We start from the raw sequence: 22229 nt of genomic DNA, 5'->3' as shown, positions 1-22229 counted from the left end.
TTGACAGTTTGTGCAGTCTGGCCAGTTGCGCGGCCTGGTCCTGTTACTTCCCGGCGTCGGCGTGCCCGGCCTGCTCGGCTGGTGCCGTGCTGCGGTTGCGCGTGAGCCGGGCACCGATCCAGCAGGCCGCGGCAATGCCGGCCACCAGGACGATGGTGCTGACGAGCTGCTTGCTGCTGTCAGGGCTGCTGAAACCGACGGCGAAGATCAGGGACAGGAGCACCAGTCCGAAGATCGTCAGTCCCGGGAAACCCTTCATCCGCAGCGGCAGGACGGTGCCGTCGCGGTCGGCGCGGCGGCGGAGGATCAGCTGGGACACGAGCGCGGAGCCCCAGACCATCAGGCAGGTCGAGCCGACCAGCTGGAACAGCGCCGGCAGGATCTTCTCCGGGAAGAGCAGCTCCATTACGGCGGCCAGGAAGCCGAACGCCACGGAAACGCCGACGGCGAGCACCGGCACCCGGGCCTTGTTGATCTTCGACAGGAAGCGGGGGGCCTCGCCGCGTTCGGACAGCGAGAAGACCATCCGGGACGCGCCGTAGAGGTTCGCATTCAGGGCCGAGAGGAGCGCGACGACGGCCACCAGCGTGATGGCGGCACCGGCACCGGGGATGCCGGCGACGTCCAGGACGCCGGCGAACGGCGAGGCGAGGGCTTCCGAGGTGTAGGGAAGGACCGCGGCGATGACGAACACCGAGCCGATGTAGAAGATCAGGATCCGCCACACGACGGTGCGGATCGCCAGGCCCACGCTGTGCTGGGGGTTCTCGGTCTCGGCGGCGGCCACACTGACAATCTCGGTGCCGCCGAACGCGAAGATCACGACAAAGAGCGCGGTGGCGATGCCGCCCAGGCCGGCGGGGGCGAAATCGGCGGTGAAGTTGCTGAGGCCGGGGGACTCGACGTCCGGCAGCCAGCCCAGCAGCAGGGCCGTCCCGATGCCCAGGAACAGCAGGATGGCGGCCACCTTGAGGATGGCGAACCAGAACTCGAACTCGCCGAAATTCTTCACCCCGGCGAGGTTGATCGCCGTGAACACGACCATAAAAATCAGCGACAGGGCCCAGACGGGAATGACCGGCCAGACCGTGAACAGCAGGGCGGCGGCGCCGAGGGCCTCGGCGGCGATGACCACCACCAGCTGGAGCCACCAGAGCCAGCCCACGGTGGCTCCGGCGGTCCTGCCCATGGCTTTGGCGGCGTAGACGGAAAACGCGCCGCTGTTGGGGTTGGCCGCGGCCATTTCACCCAGGGCCCACATCACAAGGATGATCAGGGTTCCGGCGACGAGGTAGGAGATGAGGACGGCGGGCCCGGCGGCCTGGACTCCGGCCCCCGAGCCAAGGAACAGGCCGGCGCCGATGGCGCTGCCGAGGCCCATCATGGTGAGTTGGCGTGGCTTCATGCTGTGGCCGAGTTTCAGGCCGGGGCGCTCCGCGGTGGACTTCATTGTCATGCTGGCGAACCTTCGTGTGGTTTGGATCTTTGGGTCCTTATGGGACCTATTGAATTTACCGCTACCAAGCGGGGTCTTCGAGCGCCGGCCGTGAGAGCATGGAGACGGTTTGTTAGTCAGTAACGGATGATCCGCAGCAGTTTGTGATACGAATACGTCGAAAGGACGAATATCTGATGGATGTTGATGCCCTGGACGCGAAGATTGTCCGATTCTTCACCGATGCACCCCGGGCCTCGGTGTTGGAAGCGTCCCGTGTGCTCAAGGTTGCCCGCGCCACCGTGCAGTCGCGGCTGGACCGGATGCAGGACAGCGGCGTCATCGGATCGTGGGTCCCGCAGCCGGATCCGGCACACTTCGGTTTTCCGGTCGTGGCGTTCTGCTCCCTGACGATCAACCAGGACCTGGGCCATGACGCGGTGGTCGAGGCCCTCGCGGCGATCCCCGAACTGATCGAAATCCACACCGTCTCCGGCAGCTCGGATTTGATGGCCCGCATTGCGGCCCGCTCCAACCCGGACCTGCAGCGGGTACTGGATGCCATGATTGCCACCCGGACGGTGCTTCGCTCGTCTTCGGTGATTGTCCTCAACACGCACTTCCAGGGACGCACCCTCCCGCTGCTGGAAGCCGCCGCCGCGGGACGGTGAGCCGGGCCGCAGCCCGGCCCACCTGCCGGCCCCACCCCACGCCCGCCCGCTAGACGCCTGGCCCGCCCGATGTGAGCTGAAACATTTTGCGCCCGGCGTCCGACGTCGTAGAATTAGTTCTAGTCAATTTGACTATAACTACTCCGGCGGTCGGCCGGACCATCCGTGCAGTCCCAAAAGACCGCCCGGAGCCTGCGATTGCGGGGTGAGTCTCCATCTACACAACAGCTGCCAACGTCTCCGAGCGACAGCTCGCGCCGCCGACGCTGGCTATCTCCACGGTGATTTTCGCCCTCCGCCCCAGTGAGCGTTCCGGACGCCCCACGCTCTGGATCCCTCTGGTGCGCCGGATCCGCGAGCCGTTCAAGGGAATGTGGGCCCTGCCCGGGGGCCCGCTGACCCACTCCGAGTCCCTTCAGGATGCCGCCTCGCGGAACCTGCAGGAGACCACCGGCCTGGCGCCCAGCTACCTCGAACAGCTCTACGCCTTCGGCGGCCTGCACCGCTCGCCCACCCAGCGCGTCGTCTCCATTGTGTACTGGGCGCTGGTGCAGCCCACCGAGGCCGCTCTCGCGGACGAATCCGAGAACGTCCGGTGGTTCCGCGCGGACCGGCTGGGCGGCCTGGCCTTCGACCACAACGCGATCATTGACTACGCGCTCTGGCGTCTGCGCAACAAAATGGCCTACGGCTCCATCGCGTACCACCTGCTCGGCGAGTTCTTCACCCTGGCCCAGGTCCGGGAGGTCTACGAGGCCGTCCTGGACCGCGAGCTGGACCCGGCCAACTTCCGCCGGCAGGTCAAGGCCACGCCCGAAATCGAAGAAACCGACCAGTACCTTCAGGGCGGCAAACACCGCCCGCCCCGCCTCTACCGCTTCACCGGCCGCCCAGGCCTTGAACCAGACAACAGGAGCACACCATGAGCAGCGTCAACACGGCCATCCAGCTGATCACGCGCGAACAGGCCGCCAGCAGCGCCGAGGCCATTGCAACGGCCGCATCCACCTGCAGCCCGGCTCTCGCCCGGGGGCCCTGGGACTATGATCTCGCCGAGGCCCTCGCCGGTGTGCCCGCCTACGGTCCCGGCGCCTCCGTCGCGGACGTCGCCCCGGCGTCGACCCCCCGGCAGGGCCAGCTTCCGGAGGAGTACAAGCTTGCCAGCGACGCCGAACTCGACGCGCGGATCCGGGCCGCCAAGGCGGCTCTCGGGGACCGCGCCGTGGTGCTGGGCCACTTCTACCAGCGTGACGAGGTGGTGGAATACGCCGACTTCGTGGGGGACTCCTTCCAGCTGGCCAACGCCGCGCTGACCCGCCCGGACGCCGAGGCCATCATCTTCTGCGGCGTGCACTTCATGGCCGAGACCGCGGACATCCTGTCCCGGCCGGACCAGGCCGTGATCCTGCCCAACCTCGCCGCCGGCTGCTCGATGGCGGACATGGCGGACATCGACTCCGTGACCGAGTGCTGGGAACAGCTCGAGGAACTGTTCGGCACCGAGCCCGACGCCGAGGGCCGGGTCCCGGTCATCCCGGTCACCTACATGAACTCCTCCGCCGCCCTCAAGGGTTTCTGCGGCGAGCACGGCGGCATCGTGTGCACCTCCTCCAACGCCGCCACGGTCCTGGAATGGGCGTTCGAGCGCGGCCAGCGGGTGCTGTTCTTCCCGGACCAGCACCTGGGACGCAACACCGCCAAGGCCATGGGGGTGCCGCTGGAGCAGATGCCGATGTGGAACCCGCGCAAGGACCTCGGCGGCAACGACGAGCAGACCCTCGAGGACTCCCGGGTCATCCTCTGGCACGGCTTCTGCTCGGTCCACAAGCGTTTCAACGTGGGCCAGATCGAGAAGGCCCGCGCCGAGTTCCCGGGCGTCCAGGTGATTGTGCACCCGGAATGCCCCATGGAAGTGGTGGACGCCGCTGATTCCGCAGGCTCCACGGACTTCATCCGCAAGGCCATCGCCGCCGCGACCGAGCCCACCACCTTCGCCGTCGGCACCGAGATCAACCTCGTCAACCGGCTGGCCGCGGAAAACCCGCAGCACACCATCTTCTGCCTGGACCCGGTGATCTGCCCCTGCTCCACGATGTACCGCATCCACCCCGGCTACCTCGCCTGGGTCCTGGAAGCGCTGGTCCGGGGCGAGGTGGTCAACCGCATCGAGGTGGAGCACGCCGTCGCCGCCCCGGCACGGGTTGCCCTCGAGCGGATGCTGGCGGCGCGGCCGTGACCAGGCCGCCGCGTTTAGTGGTCGTGGGCAGCGGCATTGCCGGACTGTACGCCGCGCTGCTCGCATCCGACGCGGTCCGGGACGGCGGGCCCGCCTGCGAGGTGGTGCTCCTGAGCAAGGGAGCCATGGAGCAGAGCAACACCTTCTACGCCCAGGGCGGCGTCTCGGCCGTGCTCACGCCGGGTGAGGCGGCGCCGGGCGATTCCGTGGCGGCCCACATCGCCGACACCCTCGCCGCCGGCGCCGGGCTCAACGACCCGGAGGCCGTCCGGGCCCTGTGCACCGAGGCCGTCCGGGACATCGCCGGCCTGGGCCGCTACGGTGTGCACTTCGACGCCGGACCCGGCGGAGGCCCGGCACTCGGCCTCGAGGCGGCACACTCCGCCGCCCGCATCCTGCACGCCGGCGGGGACGCGACGGGGGCGTGCATCACCCGCGCCCTGGTCGCCGCCGCCCTGGACCGCGCCGTCCAGGGCCGGTTGCGGGTGGAGACCGGTGCCTTCGTCACGGACCTGCTCACCGAACACCCCAACAGTGACCCGTCGGGCGCCGCCCGGGTCACCGGTGTCGCCTACCTGGCCAACGGGCAGCTCCGGCAGCTGGACGCCGACGCAGTGCTTCTGGCCACCGGCGGTGCGGGACGGCTCTTCGCCCGGACCAGCAACCCCTGCGTCGCCACTGCCGACGGCCTGGCCCTGGCCTGGCGGGCGGGGGCGGCCGTCCGGGACCTGGAGTTCTTCCAGTTCCACCCCACCACGCTCGCGGCGGATGAGATCCCCGGGGGTCCGCCGGCGCTGCTCATTTCCGAGGCGGTCCGCGGCGAAGGAGCCCTCCTGCTCGACGCCGCCGGCTACCGTTTTATGCCCGACTACCACCCGGACGCCGAGCTTGCCCCGCGCGATGTCGTGTCCCGCAGCATCGCCCTGCACCTCGCCGCGACCGGCGCACCGGCGGGCAGCCCCGTCTTGCTGGACGCCCGGGGAATCGAGGCCGCCCGCGGCCCGGGATTCCTGGCCCGGCGCTTCCCCACCATCACCGCGGCCACCCGCGCCGCCGGCTACGACTGGACCACGCAGACGCTTCCGGTGTCCCCGGCGGCCCACTACTGGATGGGCGGTGTGGCCACCGACCTCCGGGGGCGAACGTCCGTGCCGGGACTGTACGCAGCCGGTGAAGTCGCGTGCACGGGCGCGCAGGGCGCCAACCGGCTGGCGAGCAATTCCCTCCTGGAGGGGCTGGTCTTCGGCCGCCGTGCGGTGGAGGCATTCCTCAGCGGGGCGGATGCAGAACCCGGTCCGGCGGCATCCGCCACCGGTGCCAGGGACGAACTTCCCGCTGCCGCGGCGGGGCAGCTAAGTGTCCCGTTCAGCCGGGACGCCCTGCGGCGCCTGATGACCGGCGCGGCCGGGGTGATGCGCACCGGAGCCGAACTCGACGCCGCCGCCATCCGGCTCGCGGAATGGGCGGCGGCCTGCACGGCCGCCTCCGGGTTTCCGGACCCGGGGGAGAGCCTTGACCAGTCCGGCCACGAGGACCGGAACCTGCTGCTGGCCGCCCGGCTGCTCGTGGCGGCAGCGCTGAAGCGGACCGGTTCGGTGGGTGCCCACTACCGTGCCGACGCAGCCCCCGCCACCGCAGGGGCGGCCGCCTGCCCTCCGCTGCTCGCGGCCCCTGCCCGCTCAACCCCGCCGGCGGGCACGCTCGCCCAGCGGCATGCCACCTCGTCCCGTTCGAAACAAAGGATCTCGTCATGACAGCACCCGCCGCAGCCCGGCCTGACGCCCTCCCGGTGCCGGCGCTCGCCGGAACCCTGCCCGCCGCCGCCGTCGACGCTGTGCTGCGGGCGGCCCTGCTGGAGGATGCGCCGTACGGTGACATCACTTCGCAGACGCTCATCCCGGCGGACGCTCGCGCGACGGCGGTCCTGGCCGCCCGCGTCCCCGGCGTGCTCAGCGGCGGGGAGGTGTTCGCAGCGGCGATGAAGCTCACGGACCCGGACGCCGCCGTCGAACTCCTGGTGGCCGACGGTGCCGCCTTTGCCGCCGGCACCGCGCTCGCGAGGGTCAGCGGGAACGCCCGCGCCGTGCTGCTCGCCGAACGGGTCGCCCTGAACCTGGTCCAGCGGATGAGCGCCATCGCCACCAGGACGGCGGAATTCGTCGCCCTCGTGGACGGCACCGGGGCGCGCATCACCGACACCCGGAAGACCACGCCGGGTCTGCGGGTGCTGGAGCGGTACGCCGTCCGGTGCGGCGGCGGAGCCAACCACCGCTTCGGCCTCTCGGACGCGGTGCTGGCCAAGGACAACCACCTGGCCGTCCTGACCGGGGGAGACCCGTCGAAGCTCACCACGGTGCTGCGGGAGGCCAGGACGCGGCTCGGGCACACCACGCACTTCGAAGTGGAGGTGGACAGCATGGAGCAGATCGGACCGGTGCTGGCCGCCGGGGTGGACACCATCATGCTGGACAACTTCAGCCTGGCCGAGCTGGCCGCCGGGGTGGCGCTGGTGGCCGGCCGCGCCCGGGTCGAGGCCAGCGGCAACGTCAACCTGGCCACCGTGGCGGGCATCGCCGGCACCGGGGTGGACGTCATCTCGATCGGCGGACTCACCCACAGCGTCACCGCCCTGGACCTGGGACTCGACATTGAGCTGGGCCTCGGGACCGGACAGGGCCGAGCACCCGGCCTCGGGCAGAGCGAACAGGCCGGCCAGGCGGCGCCATGATCTTCCTCGACGCCGCGGCCACCACACCGGTCCGCCGCGAGGTGCTCGAAGCGATGTGGCCGTTCCTGTCGGGGGAGTTCGGGAACCCCTCGAGCCACCACTCGCTCGGCGACGCGGCTGCCACGGCGCTCGCCGGGGCACGGGCAGCGACGGCGATGGCTCTGGGCTGCCGCCCGGGCGAGGTGGTCTTCACCTCCGGGGGAACGGAAGCGGACAACCTCGCTGTCAAGGGCATCGCCCTGGCCCGCCGGGCGGCGGACCCGCGGCTGGACCGCGTGGTGATCAGCGCCGTCGAACATCCCGCCGTGGAGGAGTCAGCCCGCTACCTGGAGCGTGTGCACGGTTTCGCCGTCGATGTGGTGCCGGTGGACGCCTACGGCCGCGTCACCGGGGAAGCCCTCGCCGCCGTGCTCCGGCCGGAGACCGCCCTGGTCAGCATCATGTACGCCAACAATGAGGTGGGCACGGTGCAGCCGATCACCCGGCTGGCCGCGCTGGCCCGCTCGCAGCGAATCCCGTTCCACACCGACGCCGTCCAGGCCGCCGGCTGGCTTCCGCTCGACACCGCAGTACTGGGTGTGGATGCCCTGAGCATCTCCGGACACAAACTGGGGGCGCCCAAAGGCAGCGGGGCACTCTTCGTGCGCAGCCGGACCCGGCTGGAACCGGTGATCCACGGCGGCGGGCAGGAACGCGGCCGCCGGTCGGGGACCGAGAACGTGGCCGGGGCCGTAGCCCTGGCGACGGCGCTCACGCTCGCCCGGAACTCACAAGGGGACCGCGCGGCACACGTCGCCGCGCTGCGTGATGACTTCATCCGCTCGGTGCAGACCCAGGTTCCGGGCGCGGTCCTCACCGGCCATCCGAGCGAGCGGCTGCCCTCGGTCGCCTCATTCTGCTTCCCGGGGACCAGCGGCGAATCGGTCCTGCTGGAGCTCGAACGGCTGGGAGTCATCTGTTCCAGCGGCTCGGCGTGCGCTGCGGGTTCGGACGAGCCGTCCCCGGTGTTGCGGGCGATGGGCATCGACGACGCCATGGCCCAGACCGCGGTCCGCTTCAGCTTCGACTCGACCATCACAGCGGGGGAGCTGCAGGAGGCGGCGGCCGCGGTCCGCACCGCCGTCGGCAGCGTCAAGGCCCTCGGCACCCCCTGACCCCCGGGTTGCCCTATCACTTAATGCTGTTCCAGGGCGCTCCAAAGCACGTTATCTGACAGCGCAAGCCGGGGTTTCGGAGAGGATAGGTTTCGGAGTGGTGCGGCACGGTGCTGACAGCCTTAGCGGTGCCGGGCGCGGCGGAAGATCCAGTGCCGCAGCAGGGTGAAACGCACGGCCGTGGCCGCGAAGCCGGCGATAGTGGTGGTCCACAGCTCATCGGCGACGGTGGACTGGGGGTTGATCCAGTGCAGGACGCCGAGGCTGCCGCCGGTGATCAGCAGCGCCACCAGGATGACGATCAGGCCGTTGAGATGGTCGCGCTTCATCCGGTGGCGTTCGCTGATCTTGAAGGTCAGCCGCCGGTTCAGGGCCGTGTTCATCAGTGACGTGAGGATGAGGGCCGTCGCATTGGCCGGCTGCGAACCGAGGTACGGGCGGAGGAAGGCATAGAGCGCCAGCGACGTTGCCGTGCAGACGACGCCGACGGCGGTGAACCTCAGCAGCTGCCGGACCAGTGGATAGCGGAGGACGCCGCAATGGCGGCGGGCAGGAGCCCGGCCTGAGGCAGCGGCGGGCGCATGGGCGGGCGCAGGGGAGTGCTGCTGGAGCTGGGCATCCATCCGCTCAGTACAGCTCGCCTACAGGGATCTCCACGGCCAAGCGGTTGGAGGGGCCGGCGAGGGGGCATGCCCACGCCTCGTTGTAGGCGCAGGACGGGTTGTAGGCGAAGTTGAAGTCAACGACGAACTCGGCCTCCGGGCCGGACCCGTGCACGCCGTGGAAAGCACCCTTGATCGTGTCAAGCAGGTAGCGGCCCGCACCGTAGCTGCCGCCGGGCTGCCCGGCCGTCGCATCACGGAACGGCACAAAGAGGCCGCCGCCGTAGCCGTGGATCTTCCACACGGCGAGCTGGCCCAGTTCCGGCAGGTCGAAGGTTCCCAGCCGGACAAACCGGACCAGGCCGTCGGTGCCGGTTTCGACATTCATTTCCCGTCCGGCACCCTCGCTCGTCAGCGGGATGTGGAAACGGTAGATCGGATCGTAGTCCGCCGTCTTCAGTCCGCCGAAGCTGGACTTGGCGGCCGCAGTGAGTGGCGAAGCAGGGTGCGTGCCGAACATCCGGTCCCGCTCCTGGCGCCAGTAGGAGTGCGCCTCGGCTGGGTCCTCGGCCGCGATCTTCCGCACGTTGGCGTACAACGCAAAGGTCCGGAGCCGCCAGTCCGCGATGTCCACGGCGGAGATGTCCGCCACGCTGTCCTGGGCTCCGAAATCCGTCGTGCCAAAAACTTGATCCGCCATGTCCCCAGCGTATCCCGCTTTCCCTGCGGGGAACCGCGCCTCCGGCGGCGGGTCCCGGGCCCCACTACGATGGCACCATGACTGGGACAGATACCTCCGGGCGGACGCCGGCCCGCGGCCTCCGGATCGCCGCCGCCCTGGCGCTCGCCGGCGCCGCACTGTCCGGCTGCACCAGCGAAGGCAGGGACGCCCCCGGCTGGACGGCCGGCGGCACCCCGGTCACCAGCGCCAGCGTGGCAGGTTCCCCGACCGGCCCGCCCACGGGCAGCGCGACACCGGGCGCCTCGCCGGGTCCTACCACCTCCGGCGCCGCGGAAACCGGCTCGACGGCGGCGGCCTGGAAGGTGTTCACCGATCCTGCGAAGACCGTCAGTTTCGAGCTCCCGCAGGAGTGGATCGCCCAGTCGGTGACCCCCGGGGAGGGAACCCTGCCCGGAGCCCTCAAGATCGAGGTCAAGGACGGCAAGGGCCGCTACCTCGCCACCTTGCAGACCGGGCTCCAGCCCCTGCCCGCCCCGGCCTGCGCGGACGACGCCGCGAAACCGTACGTCGTCGTCAGCAGTGTCCCGGTCGAACTGCCGCACCGCGGCGGCGAAGGCACCATCGACCCGCGGGTGGTGTACCGGGTCATCCAGGGCTACAAATATTTCGGCTCCTACGGCATCACCAACGTCGTCGGCGGCACGGAAGGACAGTCCTGCGTGCTGCAGAACCTGGTCCGCGGCCCCGGGGGCCGGGGGGACTATTCCTTCGCTGACCTGACGGAGCTGAAGGCGTTCGCCCCGGACCAGAAGGTCGCCCCGGCCCGGGCTTTTGACACCCTCGACCAGGCGGCCGCATACGTCAACGAAGGCTCGGAATTCGCCAACGTCCAGCGGATGCTAATGTCTCTGGAGATCAAGAACTAGTCCCGCACCGCCCGCACACACCCGGGCCGGGAGCGGTGGCTTCACCCGCTGTTAACTCACACCCCGGAGATACATGGAACGCTCTGTAGCCGCCCGCATGGCCTTCAAGACCGTGGCCGACACAAAGGTCGCCCTGGCGGTGTCCGTGGCACGCAACTCGGGCTACAGCGGCTTCGTGGAGACCCTGACCGTGACCTCCGGCGGCGACGACGTCCCGCTCACCGAACTCTCCGACCACCACGGCGGGCGCTTCCACTACATGGAATTCGCTGAACCCACCGAGGTGCACGTGGAGTACACCGCCACCGTCACCGGCTTCGCACTGCCGGAGGAACCCCGGCGGATGGAACTCATCCGCTACGTCCGGCCGAGCCGCTACGCCGAGTCCGACCGGCTTCTGCCGACGGCCTACGCAGAATTCGGCGGCCTGCAGGGCGCCGAACTGGTGCACGCGGTTCGCAATTGGGTCTTCAGCGAGCTGCGCTACATCAGCGGATCCTCCCGGGGAACCGATGGGGCCGTCGAGACCCTGCTGCACCGCCGCGGAGTCTGCCGCGACTTCGCCCACCTGGCGATCTCGCTGCTGCGCGCCAAGGATATTCCCGCCCGGCTGGCAGCGGTGTACGCCCCGGGGCTGAGCCCGATGGACTTCCACGCGGTGGCCGAGGCCTATATCAACGGTGCCTGGTACGTCATCGACCCCACGGGCCTGGCGCCGCGCGAAAGCATGCTGCGGATCACCGCCGGCCGGGATTCCTCGGACACCGCGTTCCTGTCGACGGTGGGCGGCAGCCTGTCGCTGACCCAGCTCGCCGTCACCGCCATCGTCGACGGCGACCTGCCGGACGAGGATCCGGCGAAGCTGGTCACCCTCCAGTAGGGACGCTCCTGGAGCAGGATCACCCCTGGACGCGTTGGCGGTAGTGGCGAGGTGTAACGCCAGCGTCGTTAAGGAAGTGCCGGTTGAAGTTGGAGAGGTTCGTGAAGCCGACTTCGTAGCAGATGTCGGAGACGGCTTTGTCGCTGTGTTCCAGCAGGCGCCGTGCATTTGCGAGCCGAAGTTTGCGGACCAGGTCACTGAAGTTCTGGCCGGTGGCCCGCTTGAAGTATTTCGAAAACGTCGGCTCTGACATTCCGACCAGCGCTGCAGCCCCGGACATTTTGACGCTGCCGGCGTGGTTTTTGAAGACGTATTCGAGGACGATATCCACCACGGCCGCGGCCTGGCCGTCCAGTTGGGGCCTGAACCATTCGTCGGCCAGGTAGCGTCGTTCCTCCTGCGGTGCACGGGCGAGAATTGTGAGGAGCTCAAAGAGGTGATGCAGCCGCTCCAGGCCAGTCGATGTGCCCATCGCGTCGATGGACGCGGCTGCCGACTCGGCTGTTTCTCCCAGGAATTCGATCCCGCGTGAGGACTGTTCCAGGAGGGGTTTGACCTCGGCCATTTCCGGGATGATCGATGCAGCCTGTTCAACCCATTTTCCGTCGAACTGGATGAGGGCGTCCCTGCCCTTGAGGACTTCTCCCGGCTCAAGGTCGCTGACCCAGTCGTGCGGCAGCCCGGGTCCCACCAGAGCCACGTGCCCGGCCTCGAACGTGCCGATGTGGTCTCCGACAATGAACTTTCCGGTGCCTTTCCGGATCAGGTGGAGTTCGTATTCAGGATGATAGTTCCAACGCGCCACCGGGCTTGGATAGTCGTGCTCGTGCCACCGGACTGAATGGTTCGGATCCTCCGGGATGACCTCACGGTTGGCGCGCATGCCCAGCAGTCGTTCTGCCAGCCGGGCTGTTGCGCCGTCGCTGGAGTCCGCCGTGCCCATCGTGGTCCTCCCTGCGTTCGGGTTATGAAATATAGACAGCTTCCTTGACTGCCTTCTCCTAGAGTAGCGTCCGGCTGCGGCCCGGATAGGAAAATTAGTATCAGACGCTGGCAACCACGGCGCTAGTTGTGCCCTACCCCACAGGCCTAATGTTAAGGAACACCAGCGAGGCACCCCGGCTTCCGGCCCCGGTCCCGCTCCCGGCGCCGCACCCCGAAACAGCAGTCGGAGTGCAGGTCGCATTGCATCCCCTGAAAGAACAAAGGAGTCCTTGAATGCGCGCAAAAACACGCGTCGCTGCATTGGCCGCAGGAGCCCTCTGCGTGGCGCTCAGCGCCTCAGCCTGTGCAGGTGCCGGCGGCGGCAACTCCGCCGGAGACCCGAACGCCATCAATGTCCTGATGGTCAACAACCCCCAGATGGAGGACCTGCAGCGGCTCACCGCCGAGAACTTCACCAGGGAAACCGGTATCAGGGTCAACTACACCGTCCTGCCCGAAAATGACGTCCGTGCCAAGATCAGCCAGGAATTCTCAAGCCAGGCCGGCCAGTACGACGTCGCGTCGCTGTCCAACTACGAGATCCCGTTCTATTCCGCCAACGGCTGGCTGGCGCCGCTGGACCATGTGGCCAAGGATCCCGAGTTCAACCAGGCGGACATCCTGCCGGCCTACACGGCGTCACTGACCGGCAAGGACGGCAAGCTCTACGGCGAACCGTTTTACGGCGAATCCTCCTTCCTGATGTACCGGAAAGACATTTTCGACGCCAAGGGACTGACGATGCCGGATAAGCCGACCTGGGACGAGGTCGCCGCCCTGGCCGCCCAGGCTGACGGCGCCGCCCCGGGCATGAAGGGGATCTGCCTGCGCGGACAGCCCGGCTGGGGCCAGGTTTTCGCGCCGCTGACGACGGTGGTGAACACCTTCGGCGGAACCTGGTTCGACAAGGAGTGGAACGCGTTGGTCAACGCCCCGGAGTTCACCGAGGCAGTCGAGTTCTACACCAAGCTGGTCCGGGACCACGGTCCGGCGGGGGCCGCCCAGGCCGGGTTCACCGAGTGCCTGAACAACGTGAGTCAGGGCAAGGTCGCCATGTGGTACGACGCCACCTCCGCGGCCGGTGCCCTGGAAGCCGAGGCTTCCCCGGTGAAGGGCAAAATCGGCTACGCCCAGGCCCCGGTGAAGGAGACCAAGTCCTCCGGCTGGCTCTGGACCTGGTCCTGGGCCGTGCAGGCGGCCTCCAAGAAGCAGGACGCCGCCGGGAAGTTCATCGCCTGGGCGAGTTCGAAGAAGTACGAGGAACTGGTCGCATCCAAGCTCGGCTGGTCCAAGGTCCCGTCGGGCAAGCGCATCTCGACCTACGAGAACACCGAGTTCCAGCAGGCCGCACCGTTCTTCAAGGCCGAACGCTTCGCCATTGAGAACGCCGATCCGACCAACCCCGGTGTCCAGCCGCGTCCGGCGGTGGGCATCCAGTTTGTCGGGATTCCCGAGTTCGCGGCCCTGGGCACCAGGGTGTCCCAGGGTGTCAGCTCCGCCATCGCCGGGCAGGGTACTGTCGCCGACGCGCTGGCCAAGGGCCAGGAAGCCGCACAAAAAGTCGGCGACAAGTACAAGAAGTAACAACCCAACCGCAGGAGAACATCATGACAAACGCAACGGCGCGCTTCTCCCGGCACGGGAGCACCACAGCCAAACCTTCCAGGGATGCCAGGGCGCGGGAACGGGCTGTGGCCTGGGTACGGCGTGCACCGCTGCTGCCGGCCCTGATCTTCCTCATCATCGTCACCCAGCTACCGTTCGTGGTGACCCTGGTCATCTCGTTTATGAACTGGAACGGCATGAGCCCGGACACAACCGGATTTGCCGGGTTCGAGAACTACGTCCAGGTCCTCACCGATCCCTACTTTCAGCAGTCCATCGCCACCACCATCGTCATGACTGTCTCCGTGGTCCTGATCAGCCTGGTCCTCGGCCTCGGACTCGCCCTGCTCCTGGACAAGAAGTTCATCGGCCGCGGACTGGCCCGGACCCTGCTGATCGCACCCTTCCTCGTGGTGCCGGTGGCTGCGGCGCTCATCTGGAAGCACGCCATCCTCAACCCCGTCTACGGCCTGATCAACGGCACCCTCACCTGGCTCTGGTCGCTCTTCGGCAGCGACACCCCGCCACAGACTGACCTGCTGACCTCGGCGCCCCTGCTGGCCATCATCATCTCCCTGGTCTGGCAGTGGACCCCGTTCATGATGCTCATCCTGCTCGCCGGCCTGCAGTCCCGACCCATGGACACCGTCGAAGCCGCCCAAATGGACGGCGCCACTCCCTGGGCGATCTTCCACCACCTCACCCTGCCGCACCTGCGGCAGTACCTCGAACTCGGCGGGCTGCTTGGAGCCATCTACATCGTGCAGAATTTTGACGCTGTCTTCACTCTCACCTCCGGCGGCCTGGGCACGGCCAACCTGCCCTACGCCATCTACGAGACGTTCTACTACGCCAACGAATACGGTCTGGCGTCCGCCGCCGGGGTCGTGGTGGTCATCGGCACCATCATCGTGGCGACCTTCGCACTCCGCACCGTATTCTCGCTCTTCAAGAAGGAGGCAGCACGATGAGCACGCTCACCCCCACCGAGCCCCGGGCATCCGTCCCCGGCCCGAACGCCACCACCGGGTCACAGCGCCGCGGCAAGTCCCGCATGGACCCCACCCGGAACAACACGGCCGCCGGGATCGCGGCCTGGCTGCTGGCCCTGCTGTTCGCCGTACCGGTCCTGTGGATGATCCTGACGTCCTTCCACTCGGAAACCGACGCCGCGACCAACCCGCCGTCCATCGCCGCACCCCTCACTCTGGACGCGTACCAGGAGTTCTTCGGGGCAACGTCCGGGGTCAGCCCGTGGCCGTCGCTGATCAACTCCGCTACCGCCTCGATCTTCTCCACCATCCTGGTGCTGCTGCTGGCCATCCCGGCCGCGTACGCGCTGTCCATCCGGCCGGTGAAGAAGTGGTCCGACGTGATGTTCTTCTTCCTCTCCATCAAGATGATGCCCGTCGTGGCCGCGGTCCTGCCGCTCTACCTCGTCGCCAAGAACATCGGCGCGCTGGACAACATCTGGTTCCTGGTCCTGATGTATACCTCGATGAACCTGCCCATCGCCGTGTGGATGATGCGCTCCTTCCTCGAGGAAGTGCCGGTCGAAATGCTGGAGGCCGCCCAGATCGACGGCGCGGGCCTGCTGCTCACGCTCCGGAAGGTCGTCGCCCCGGTAGCGATGCCCGGCATCGCCGCCACCGCCCTGATCTGCTTCATCTTCAGCTGGAACGAACTTCTCCTGGCCCGGGTCCTCACCGGCGTCGTCGCCGGCACCGCCCCGGTCTTCCTCACCGGCTTCGTCTCAGGCCAGGGCCTGTTCCTCGCCAAGGTCTGCGCGGCCGCCGTCGTGGTCTCCCTGCCGGTGCTGTTCGCCGGCTTCGCCGCCCAGGACAAACTCGTCCAGGGCCTCTCCCTGGGCGCCGTCAAATAGCGCCGTCCGAAAGCCAGCCCAGTCTCTTCCAGCAGCCCAGTCCCTCCGATCTGTATTAGGACAAAGGAATACTCCGATGACAACGTCAACCGCACAGTCCCGCACCCCCGGACCCCCGGAAGTCCCCGCCACGATGCGGGCCGCCGTCCTCAAGCGCCAGGGCGACATGGCGATGGAAACCCTGGCCGTCCCGCAGCTGGAGGCGGACCAGGTCCTGGTGCAGGTCGCCGCCGTCGGCGTCTGCGGCAGCGACGTCCACTACTACGAACACGGCAGGATCGGCGACTACGTCGTGGACCACCCGCTCATCCTGGGCCATGAGCTCTCCGGACGGATCGCCGCCGTCGGAAGTGCCGTAGACCCCGCCCGCCTCGGCAAGCGGGTCGCCGTCGAACCCCAGCGGCCCTGCCGCACCTGCAAGCAGTGCAAGGCCGGCCGGTACAACCTGTGCCCCGACATCGAGTTCTACGCCACCCCGCCGATCGACGGCGCCTTCGCCGAGTACGTGAGCATCCAGAGCGACTTCGCCTACGACATCCCGGACAGCGTCAGCGATGAGGCGGCCGCCCTCATTGAACCCCTCTCCGTCGGCCTCTGGGCCTGCGAGCGCGCCGGGATCAAGCCGGGCAGCCGAGTCCTGATCGCCGGCGCAGGCCCGATCGGCATCATCGCAGCCCAGGCCGCCCGCGCCTACGGCGCCGCCGAAATCTACATCACGGACATCGCCGACGACCGCCTGGCCTTCGCCATGGAACACGGCGCCACCCACGCACTGAACGCCAGGACGGACAGTGGCGAAGGGCTCGACGTCGACGCCTTCATCGATGCCTCAGGCGCCCCGCAGGCCGTCCGCTCCGGCATCAAGGCCGTCGGACCGGCAGGGAAAGTCATCCTGGTCGGGCTCGGGGCCGACGACGTCGAACTGCCCGTCTCCTACATCCAGAACCGGGAAATCTGGCTCTCCGGTGTCTTCCGCTACACCAACACCTGGCCGCTGGCCATCCAGCTCATCGCGAACGGCACGGTGGACCTGGACATTCTGGTCACCGGCAGGTTCTCCCTGGCTGGCTCCGAAGACGCACTCAAAGCCGGCAAGCAGCCCGGACAGCTCAAAGCCGTGGTCTACCCGGGCCGCTGACCAGAAGACGCCAAGGAGCCAGCCATGCCAGCACATGAAACCACGATGGTCGTCATCGGCGAGTCCCTCGTCGACATCATCAGCGATCCCGGGCGGTCGGAGGCGATCCAGGTCCACCCGGGCGGAAGCCCCCTCAACGTGGCCGTGGGGGCGGCGCGCCTGGGCCTGCACACGAGCCTGGTGACCCACTTCGCCGATGACCGGCATGGGCTGATGATCGAAGAGCACCTGCGGTCAAACGGTGTCCACGTGATCAACGGCGGAACCGCGCCGACGTCGACGGCCCTCGCCACGCTGGGGCCGGACGGTGCCGCCGACTACACGTTCGCCATCACCTGGGAACTCAACGGGGCATCCCTGCCGGCCCTGGCAGCAATCCGGGATTCCACCCATGTCCATACCGGTTCGATCGCTACCGTGCTGCCACCGGGGGACCACGCCACACTTGCACTCGTCAAGGCGGCCGGCGAGTATGCGACGATCAGTTACGATCCCAACTGCCGGCCAGCCATCAGCCCCGATGCGGCCGCAGCACGCCGACAGTCAGAACGCTTTGTCGCAGCCAGCGACGTCGTCAAAGCCAGTGATGAAGACCTCCGCTGGCTCTACCCAGACCGGACCCCGGAGGAAACCCTGGAAGCCTGGCTGGGACTCGGCCCGGCCCTCGTAGCCCTGACGCGGGGAGCCTCCGGACCTGTCATCGTGTCCCGTCGCGGGAGGGTGGAAATGGCAGCTGAACCCATCACTGTGGCCGACACGGTGGGCGCCGGTGACTCCTTCATGGCCGGCCTCATCTCCGGGCTCTCCCAGTTAGGTGCCCTCGGCACGGGCGGCAGACGTCGGCTGGAAGACCTGACACCGGAGCAGCTGCAGGCTGTGGCCGCCCATGCCAACCGCGCGGCGGCGGTCACCTGCTCCCGGCAAGGCGCAAATCCGCCCCGGAAGGACGACCTCGGCCCGCTGACCATGCCAACGACCAGCAGCATCTGAACACCGGGACAGGCGGCAACCGGGGGCAGCGGGACGACGTCGCCTCCTGAATGGCTGGCGAACGCCGTGGGCCGTTCACCTCAGTGGAGTCCGTGACCGGCGGCCCGTCCCGGCCCCGCGGGCGGGTTCGTCTCCATTTCGTGTGGCTGTTCCGGTTCCGGGGACCGGTTTGGCGGGCTCCTCGTTTGCTTGGGTCGCGGCCCAGCAGCCGAAGGCCATCCTCGGACCGGGAGCCGGGCTCGGCGCTGTAGGTCATCATGGTCAGGCCGGGCGCGGCCGGCAGCTCGAGGGCGTCGTAGTGCACTTCCAAGTCGCCGACGACATGGTGTCGGAAGGTCTTGGTGCCGCTCTGGTGCAGGCGGACGTTGTGCTGTGCCCATCGTTGGCGGAATTCCTCACTCCGCGTGGATAGTTCCCCAATGAGGTCCGTCAGGGCCTTGTCGAACGGGTTCCGTCCAGCCTCGGTATGGAGCATGGCGACGGCTGTGTCGGCGGCCTGGTCCCAGTCCGGATACAGGGATTCGGAGCGCGGGTTGAGGAAAGCGAACCGGGCGAAGTTCATGGGCCGTACTGGGTCCGCAAACGCGTCGGAGTACAGGGCGCGGCCCAGATCGTTGATGGCGACGATGTCCAGGCGGCCGTTGCGCACGAAGGCGGGAATGCCCGTGAGGCCGTCGAGGATGCGCTGCACGCTCTCGTGGATGCTCTGGGCGGGCTGTCGCCGTGTCCGGGTGGCGGGTCCGGCCGCGCGGGCGAGGTTGAACAGGTGTTCGCGTTCCGCTTCGTTCAGTTTGAGCGCCCGCGAGATTGCCTCCAACACAGCGTCCGAGACGCCGGCGAGGCTTCCGCGTTCCACCCGGGTGTAATACTCGACGCTCATGCCTGCCAGCAACGCGACCTCTTCGCGGCGCAGGCCGGGGACGCGGCGGACACCGCCGGAGTTCGGCAGGCCTGCTTGCTCGGGCGTGAGCCTCGCTCTCCGGGTGAGGAACTGGCGAATCTCATTCCGGTTGTCCATGCACCCTACGGTATGTCCGGCAGCCGACTCCCAGGGAGTCCCTGTCAGGGCCTGTATAGCCACGGCCTGCCACGGGGCCCGGACAGCGTTTCCTTGAACGGTAAGCAGGCGAAATAGACGCGTTCCAAACATCACCGCTTCCTGCCGGGGCTGGCCGGGGCCGTCGGCATCGTCGTAGCCCAGGCTGCCGGCCGTGACTTGTACTCCGCCGCCGGGCCCCCTGGGTCAGCGCGCTGCCACCGAGGCCCGCAGCTTCCCGGTGAGGCGCAGCAGTTCCTGCTGCTCGGCCGCCGTCAGCGCAGGAACCACCAGGGCGGCGATGTCGCGGACGTGCTCCCGGCCGATCTGCTTCTGCAGCTCCCAGCCCGCTTCGGTGAGTTTGACCAGGACGCCGCGGCCGTCGTCGGGAGCCGGCATGCGCTCCACCAGGCCGCGCTTTTCGAGGCGCTCCACCAGCCGGCTCAGGCTGGACTGGCTCAGCAGCACGTGGTCATTGAGCTCGTTCTGGCGTAACCAGCCCGACGGACAGCGCGAGAGCGTAAACAGCACGTCGTACTCGTTCAGTGCCAGGGTTTTGAAGGCGGGGCCGGCCTGCAGCCGGCGCATGACCGCCACCTGGGCGCGGAACAGGGATTCCCAGGTTTCCGCGGCCAGGCGCACTGGCGACTCGGTTGTTTTGCTGGACATCACACGCTCTGGGTGCGGTCGTGGCTGGCGGCTTCGCTGGCGGACTGACCGGCGGCGGCCAGGGATGCGGCGACGCGGCCGGCGTGGGTGGGGGGTTCGGGGACGTGGGCCGGGGTCTTGTCGGCGTATTCCTTGCGCAGGACCGGCAGGACCTCGTCGCCGAACAGGTCCAGCTGTTCCAGCACGGTCTTCAGCGGCAGGCCGGCGTGGTCGATCAGGAACAGCTGCCGCTGGTAGTCGCCAAAGTATTCACGGAAGGTCAGCGTCTTCTCGATGACTTCCTGCGGGCTGCCGACGGTCAGCGGGGTCTGCGAGGTAAAGTCCTCGAGCGACGGGCCGTGGCCGTAGACCGGGGCGTTGTCGAAGTAGGGACGGAACTCCTTGACGGCGTCCTGCGAGTTTTTCCGCATGAAGAACTGTCCGCCGAGGCCCACAATCGCCTGGTCCGCCTTGCCGTGGCCGTAGTGCTCGTAGCGTTCGCGGTAGAGGCCGATCAGCTGCTGGTAGTGCTCCTTGGGCCAGAAGATGTTGTTCGCGAAGAAGCCATCGCCGTAGTAGGCAGCGACTTCCGCGATCTGCGGCGTGCGGATCGAACCGTGCCACACGAAGGGGGCGACGCCGTCGAGCGGGCGCGGGGTGGAGGTGAAGTTCTGCAGCGGCGTGCGGTGCTTTCCGGACCAGTTGACGGTGTCCTCATCCCAGAGGCGGCGCAGCAGGCTGTAGTTCTCGATCGCGAGTTCGATCCCGTCCTGGATGTTCTTGCCGAACCAGGGGTACACGGGGGCGGTGTTGCCGCGGCCCAGGACCAGGTCCACACGTCCGTCGGCCAGGTGCTGGAGCATGGCGAAGTCCTCGGCGATCTTCACCGGATCATTCGTGGTGATCAGCGTGGTGGCCGTGGACAGGATAATGCGCTCCGTCTGGGCGGCGATGTAGGCAAGAGTGGTGGTGGGGGAGGAGGAGAAGAAAGGCCGGTTGTGGTGCTCGCCAATGGCGTAGACATCCATGCCGATTTCCTCGACCTTCTTGGCGATCGCCACGGACGCCTTGATCCGTTCGTGCTCCGTGGGCGTGCGGCCCGTGGTGGGGTCGGTGGTGATATCGCTGACGCTGAATACGCCGATCTGCATGATGTGCCTTTCCGTGGCCGGGTACTTCCGGGAGCTGTTTCAACTATAGCTGATATGCATGCATTTGCATCTATCGAACGGTATAACGCCCCCCGGGTCCGGATATTCCCCACCTGTGCGGGTCTTTCCCTGGAGGAGCTTCGGCGTTATCTTCATATCCTGGAGGGCGCCCACATGATGAGAAGGCTCGGAAAGGCTGCGGCCGCCGCAATCCTGCTGGCGATCAGTCTCGTGGTATCGGGATGCACGGCCTCGCGGCTGGAGCCTGCGGCTGGGGTGGACGCGCGCGCGGTGCTGGAGGAGTTTCAGGGCCGCGGCGTGGTGAAACACCTCGAGGCGCTGCAGCGCATCGCTGATGACAACGATGGCAGCCGCGCCTCGGGCACCTCCGGGTACGAGGAATCCGCCCGCTACGTCGAGGAGCAGCTGCGCGCCGCCGGGTACACACCGGTCCGGCAGACCTTCACCTTCCGGGGCGAGGGCAAGAACCGCAAGCAGGTGAAGAGCTTCAACATCCTCGCCGACACTGGGGGCAGCGCCGAGAACACCGTGGTGGTGGGCGGCCACCTGGACTCCGTGCGTGAGGGGCCGGGGATCAATGACAACGCCAGCGGGGTCGCGGCCATGCTGGAGATCGCCGCCTGGCTGAAGGACAGCGGGATCACCCCGGTCAACCGGGTCCGGTTTGCGTTCTGGGGCGCCGAGGAGGACGGCCTCTACGGTTCCCAGCACTACGTCGACGAGCTGAGCCGGGCCGAGAAGGATCAGACCGCGGCGAATCTGAACGTGGACATGCTGGCCTCCCCGAACGGGGTGCGGTCCATTCACGACGGCAACGGTTCGGATTTCAAACAGGCCGGGCCGTCCGGTTCGAAACAGATCGAGGAGGTCTTTTTCCGGTTCTTCGAGGAGAACTCGCTGCCGGCGGAGACCACACCCTTCGACGGCGGCTCCGATTACGAGGCCTTCCTGCAGGCCGGAATTCCCGCCGGCGGGCTGTTCAGCGGCGACGTGAAAACCAAGACCAAAGCCCAGATGCAGGCCTATGGCGGGGTGGCCGGCAAGGACCTCGATTCCTGCTACCACGAGGCCTGCGACACCATCAGCAACACCAACGCGGAGCTGCTCAAGGATATGTCCGCCGCCCTGGCCTACGCCACCGCCACCTACGCACTGGCCCCGCGGGGCTGACTCCCGGCTCCTTGGACAACAGGGAAAGGCCCACCCCGCTGCGCGAAAGTTGGCCCGGGGGAGCTGTGCGACGGGGCGGATCCCGGACTACTTGATTCGAACGTCTTGCCGTCTAAGTACAGCTAAGTAGACCGGGCCGGATATCCATCAACTATTCGAGTACGGCCTACGGATCCGTAAGTTAGCGGCGTTCCCTAGCTTGGAATCAATACCGGTCACGCCTCCTGACTACGGCATGGCGCCGCAGTACTCAATTTTCCCGTGACCGATTTCCGGATGTCTGAGCCGTT

Annotated in this window: 21 protein-coding genes; 14 read left to right on the top strand and 7 right to left on the bottom strand. The window is 67.8% G+C overall.

What is annotated here, in order from left to right; all coding sequences use genetic code 11:
• Positions 1 to 43: 43 nt before the first annotated feature.
• Positions 44 to 1456, bottom strand: coding sequence for an amino acid permease (locus AC50YC_RS05435; RefSeq protein ID WP_494952568.1), 1413 nt, complete (start codon positions 1454 to 1456; stop codon positions 44 to 46).
• A gap of 176 nt (positions 1457 to 1632) precedes the next feature.
• Between AC50YC_RS05435 and AC50YC_RS05430 the strand changes: the two genes are divergently transcribed.
• The 6 genes from AC50YC_RS05430 (at position 1633) to AC50YC_RS05405 (ending at position 8224) form a co-directional block, all read left to right on the top strand.
• The gene (locus tag AC50YC_RS05430) at positions 1633 to 2106 is read left to right on the top strand and encodes an Lrp/AsnC family transcriptional regulator (RefSeq protein WP_494952567.1); all 474 of its coding nucleotides are present in this window, start codon (positions 1633 to 1635) and stop codon (positions 2104 to 2106) included.
• A 215-nt stretch (positions 2107 to 2321) separates the two neighbouring features.
• A complete protein-coding gene (locus AC50YC_RS05425) occupies positions 2322 to 3032 on the top strand; it encodes an NUDIX hydrolase (RefSeq protein ID WP_494952759.1) in 711 nt (236 codons plus the stop codon).
• Positions 3029 to 4342, top strand: a complete 1314-nt coding sequence (gene nadA, locus AC50YC_RS05420) for a quinolinate synthase NadA (RefSeq protein WP_494952566.1) — start codon at positions 3029 to 3031, stop codon at positions 4340 to 4342. Before AC50YC_RS05425 ends, nadA begins: the two co-directional genes overlap by 4 nt.
• Positions 4339 to 6096 (top strand): L-aspartate oxidase, encoded by a 1758-nt coding sequence (gene nadB / locus AC50YC_RS05415; protein ID WP_494952565.1) that lies wholly within the window; start codon positions 4339 to 4341, stop codon positions 6094 to 6096. The genes nadA and nadB overlap by 4 nt, the downstream gene beginning before the upstream one ends.
• Positions 6093 to 7070: a carboxylating nicotinate-nucleotide diphosphorylase gene (nadC, locus tag AC50YC_RS05410; RefSeq protein ID WP_494952564.1), complete on the top strand. Its 978-nt coding sequence runs from the start codon at positions 6093 to 6095 to the stop codon at positions 7068 to 7070. Before nadB ends, nadC begins: the two co-directional genes overlap by 4 nt.
• Positions 7067 to 8224, top strand: coding sequence for a cysteine desulfurase family protein (locus AC50YC_RS05405; protein WP_494952563.1), 1158 nt, complete (start codon positions 7067 to 7069; stop codon positions 8222 to 8224). Before nadC ends, AC50YC_RS05405 begins: the two co-directional genes overlap by 4 nt.
• Before the next feature lie 122 nt (positions 8225 to 8346).
• Here AC50YC_RS05405 and AC50YC_RS05400 read toward each other — a convergent pair whose 3' ends face one another.
• Both AC50YC_RS05400 and AC50YC_RS05395 read right to left on the bottom strand, forming a co-directional pair.
• A complete protein-coding gene (locus AC50YC_RS05400) occupies positions 8347 to 8847 on the bottom strand; it encodes a GtrA family protein (protein ID WP_494952562.1) in 501 nt (166 codons plus the stop codon).
• Positions 8848 to 8851: 4 nt separating this feature from the next.
• Positions 8852 to 9526: a DUF1684 domain-containing protein gene (locus AC50YC_RS05395; RefSeq protein WP_494952561.1), complete on the bottom strand. Its 675-nt coding sequence runs from the start codon at positions 9524 to 9526 to the stop codon at positions 8852 to 8854.
• A gap of 77 nt (positions 9527 to 9603) precedes the next feature.
• On the opposite strand from AC50YC_RS05395, the gene AC50YC_RS05390 reads away from it, so the two are divergent.
• Complete coding sequence (locus AC50YC_RS05390; protein ID WP_494952560.1) at positions 9604 to 10434, top strand: hypothetical protein; 831 nt, start codon at positions 9604 to 9606, stop codon at positions 10432 to 10434.
• A 73-nt stretch (positions 10435 to 10507) separates the two neighbouring features.
• Positions 10508 to 11314, top strand: a complete 807-nt coding sequence (locus AC50YC_RS05385; RefSeq protein ID WP_494952559.1) for a transglutaminase-like domain-containing protein — start codon at positions 10508 to 10510, stop codon at positions 11312 to 11314.
• Positions 11315 to 11333: 19 nt separating this feature from the next.
• Here the strand turns inward: AC50YC_RS05385 and AC50YC_RS05380 are convergent, their stop codons facing one another.
• Positions 11334 to 12257, bottom strand: coding sequence for an AraC family transcriptional regulator (locus AC50YC_RS05380; RefSeq protein ID WP_494952558.1), 924 nt, complete (start codon positions 12255 to 12257; stop codon positions 11334 to 11336).
• Between the two features lie 275 nt (positions 12258 to 12532).
• On the opposite strand from AC50YC_RS05380, the gene AC50YC_RS05375 reads away from it, so the two are divergent.
• The 5 genes from AC50YC_RS05375 (at position 12533) to AC50YC_RS05355 (ending at position 17913) form a co-directional block, all read left to right on the top strand.
• A complete protein-coding gene (locus AC50YC_RS05375; RefSeq protein WP_494952557.1) occupies positions 12533 to 13882 on the top strand; it encodes an ABC transporter substrate-binding protein in 1350 nt (449 codons plus the stop codon).
• Positions 13883 to 13905: 23 nt separating this feature from the next.
• Positions 13906 to 14874, top strand: coding sequence for a carbohydrate ABC transporter permease (locus AC50YC_RS05370; protein ID WP_494952556.1), 969 nt, complete (start codon positions 13906 to 13908; stop codon positions 14872 to 14874).
• Positions 14871 to 15785 carry a carbohydrate ABC transporter permease gene (locus tag AC50YC_RS05365; RefSeq protein ID WP_494952555.1) on the top strand — a complete coding sequence of 305 codons (915 nt, stop codon included), beginning with the start codon at positions 14871 to 14873 and terminating at the stop codon, positions 15783 to 15785. Before AC50YC_RS05370 ends, AC50YC_RS05365 begins: the two co-directional genes overlap by 4 nt.
• A gap of 76 nt (positions 15786 to 15861) precedes the next feature.
• On the top strand, positions 15862 to 16923 hold the full coding sequence (locus AC50YC_RS05360) for an NAD(P)-dependent alcohol dehydrogenase (RefSeq protein ID WP_494952554.1): 1062 nt from the start codon (positions 15862 to 15864) through the stop codon (positions 16921 to 16923).
• Positions 16924 to 16947: 24 nt separating this feature from the next.
• Entirely contained in the window at positions 16948 to 17913 is a 966-nt protein-coding gene (locus AC50YC_RS05355; protein ID WP_494952553.1) for a carbohydrate kinase family protein, read from the top strand.
• On the opposite strand, the gene AC50YC_RS05350 is transcribed toward AC50YC_RS05355, so the two are convergent.
• The 3 genes from AC50YC_RS05350 to AC50YC_RS05340 form a co-directional block, all read right to left on the bottom strand.
• Positions 17831 to 18931, bottom strand: coding sequence for a helix-turn-helix transcriptional regulator (locus tag AC50YC_RS05350; protein ID WP_494952552.1), 1101 nt, complete (start codon positions 18929 to 18931; stop codon positions 17831 to 17833). The two genes, AC50YC_RS05355 and AC50YC_RS05350, sit on opposite strands and share 83 nt — an antisense overlap.
• A gap of 225 nt (positions 18932 to 19156) precedes the next feature.
• On the bottom strand, positions 19157 to 19618 hold the full coding sequence (locus tag AC50YC_RS05345; protein WP_494952551.1) for a MarR family winged helix-turn-helix transcriptional regulator: 462 nt from the start codon (positions 19616 to 19618) through the stop codon (positions 19157 to 19159).
• The gene (locus tag AC50YC_RS05340) at positions 19618 to 20748 is read right to left on the bottom strand and encodes an LLM class flavin-dependent oxidoreductase (RefSeq protein ID WP_494952550.1); all 1131 of its coding nucleotides are present in this window, start codon (positions 20746 to 20748) and stop codon (positions 19618 to 19620) included. Before AC50YC_RS05340 ends, AC50YC_RS05345 begins: the two co-directional genes overlap by 1 nt.
• Positions 20749 to 20922: 174 nt before the next feature.
• On the opposite strand from AC50YC_RS05340, the gene AC50YC_RS05335 reads away from it, so the two are divergent.
• Positions 20923 to 21939, top strand: a complete 1017-nt coding sequence (locus AC50YC_RS05335; protein WP_494952549.1) for a M20/M25/M40 family metallo-hydrolase — start codon at positions 20923 to 20925, stop codon at positions 21937 to 21939.
• Positions 21940 to 22229: the final 290 nt, after the last annotated feature.

Source organism: Pseudarthrobacter sp. MDT1-56, from assembly GCF_059383555.1.
This window is presented reverse-complemented; position numbering and strand designations above follow the sequence as displayed.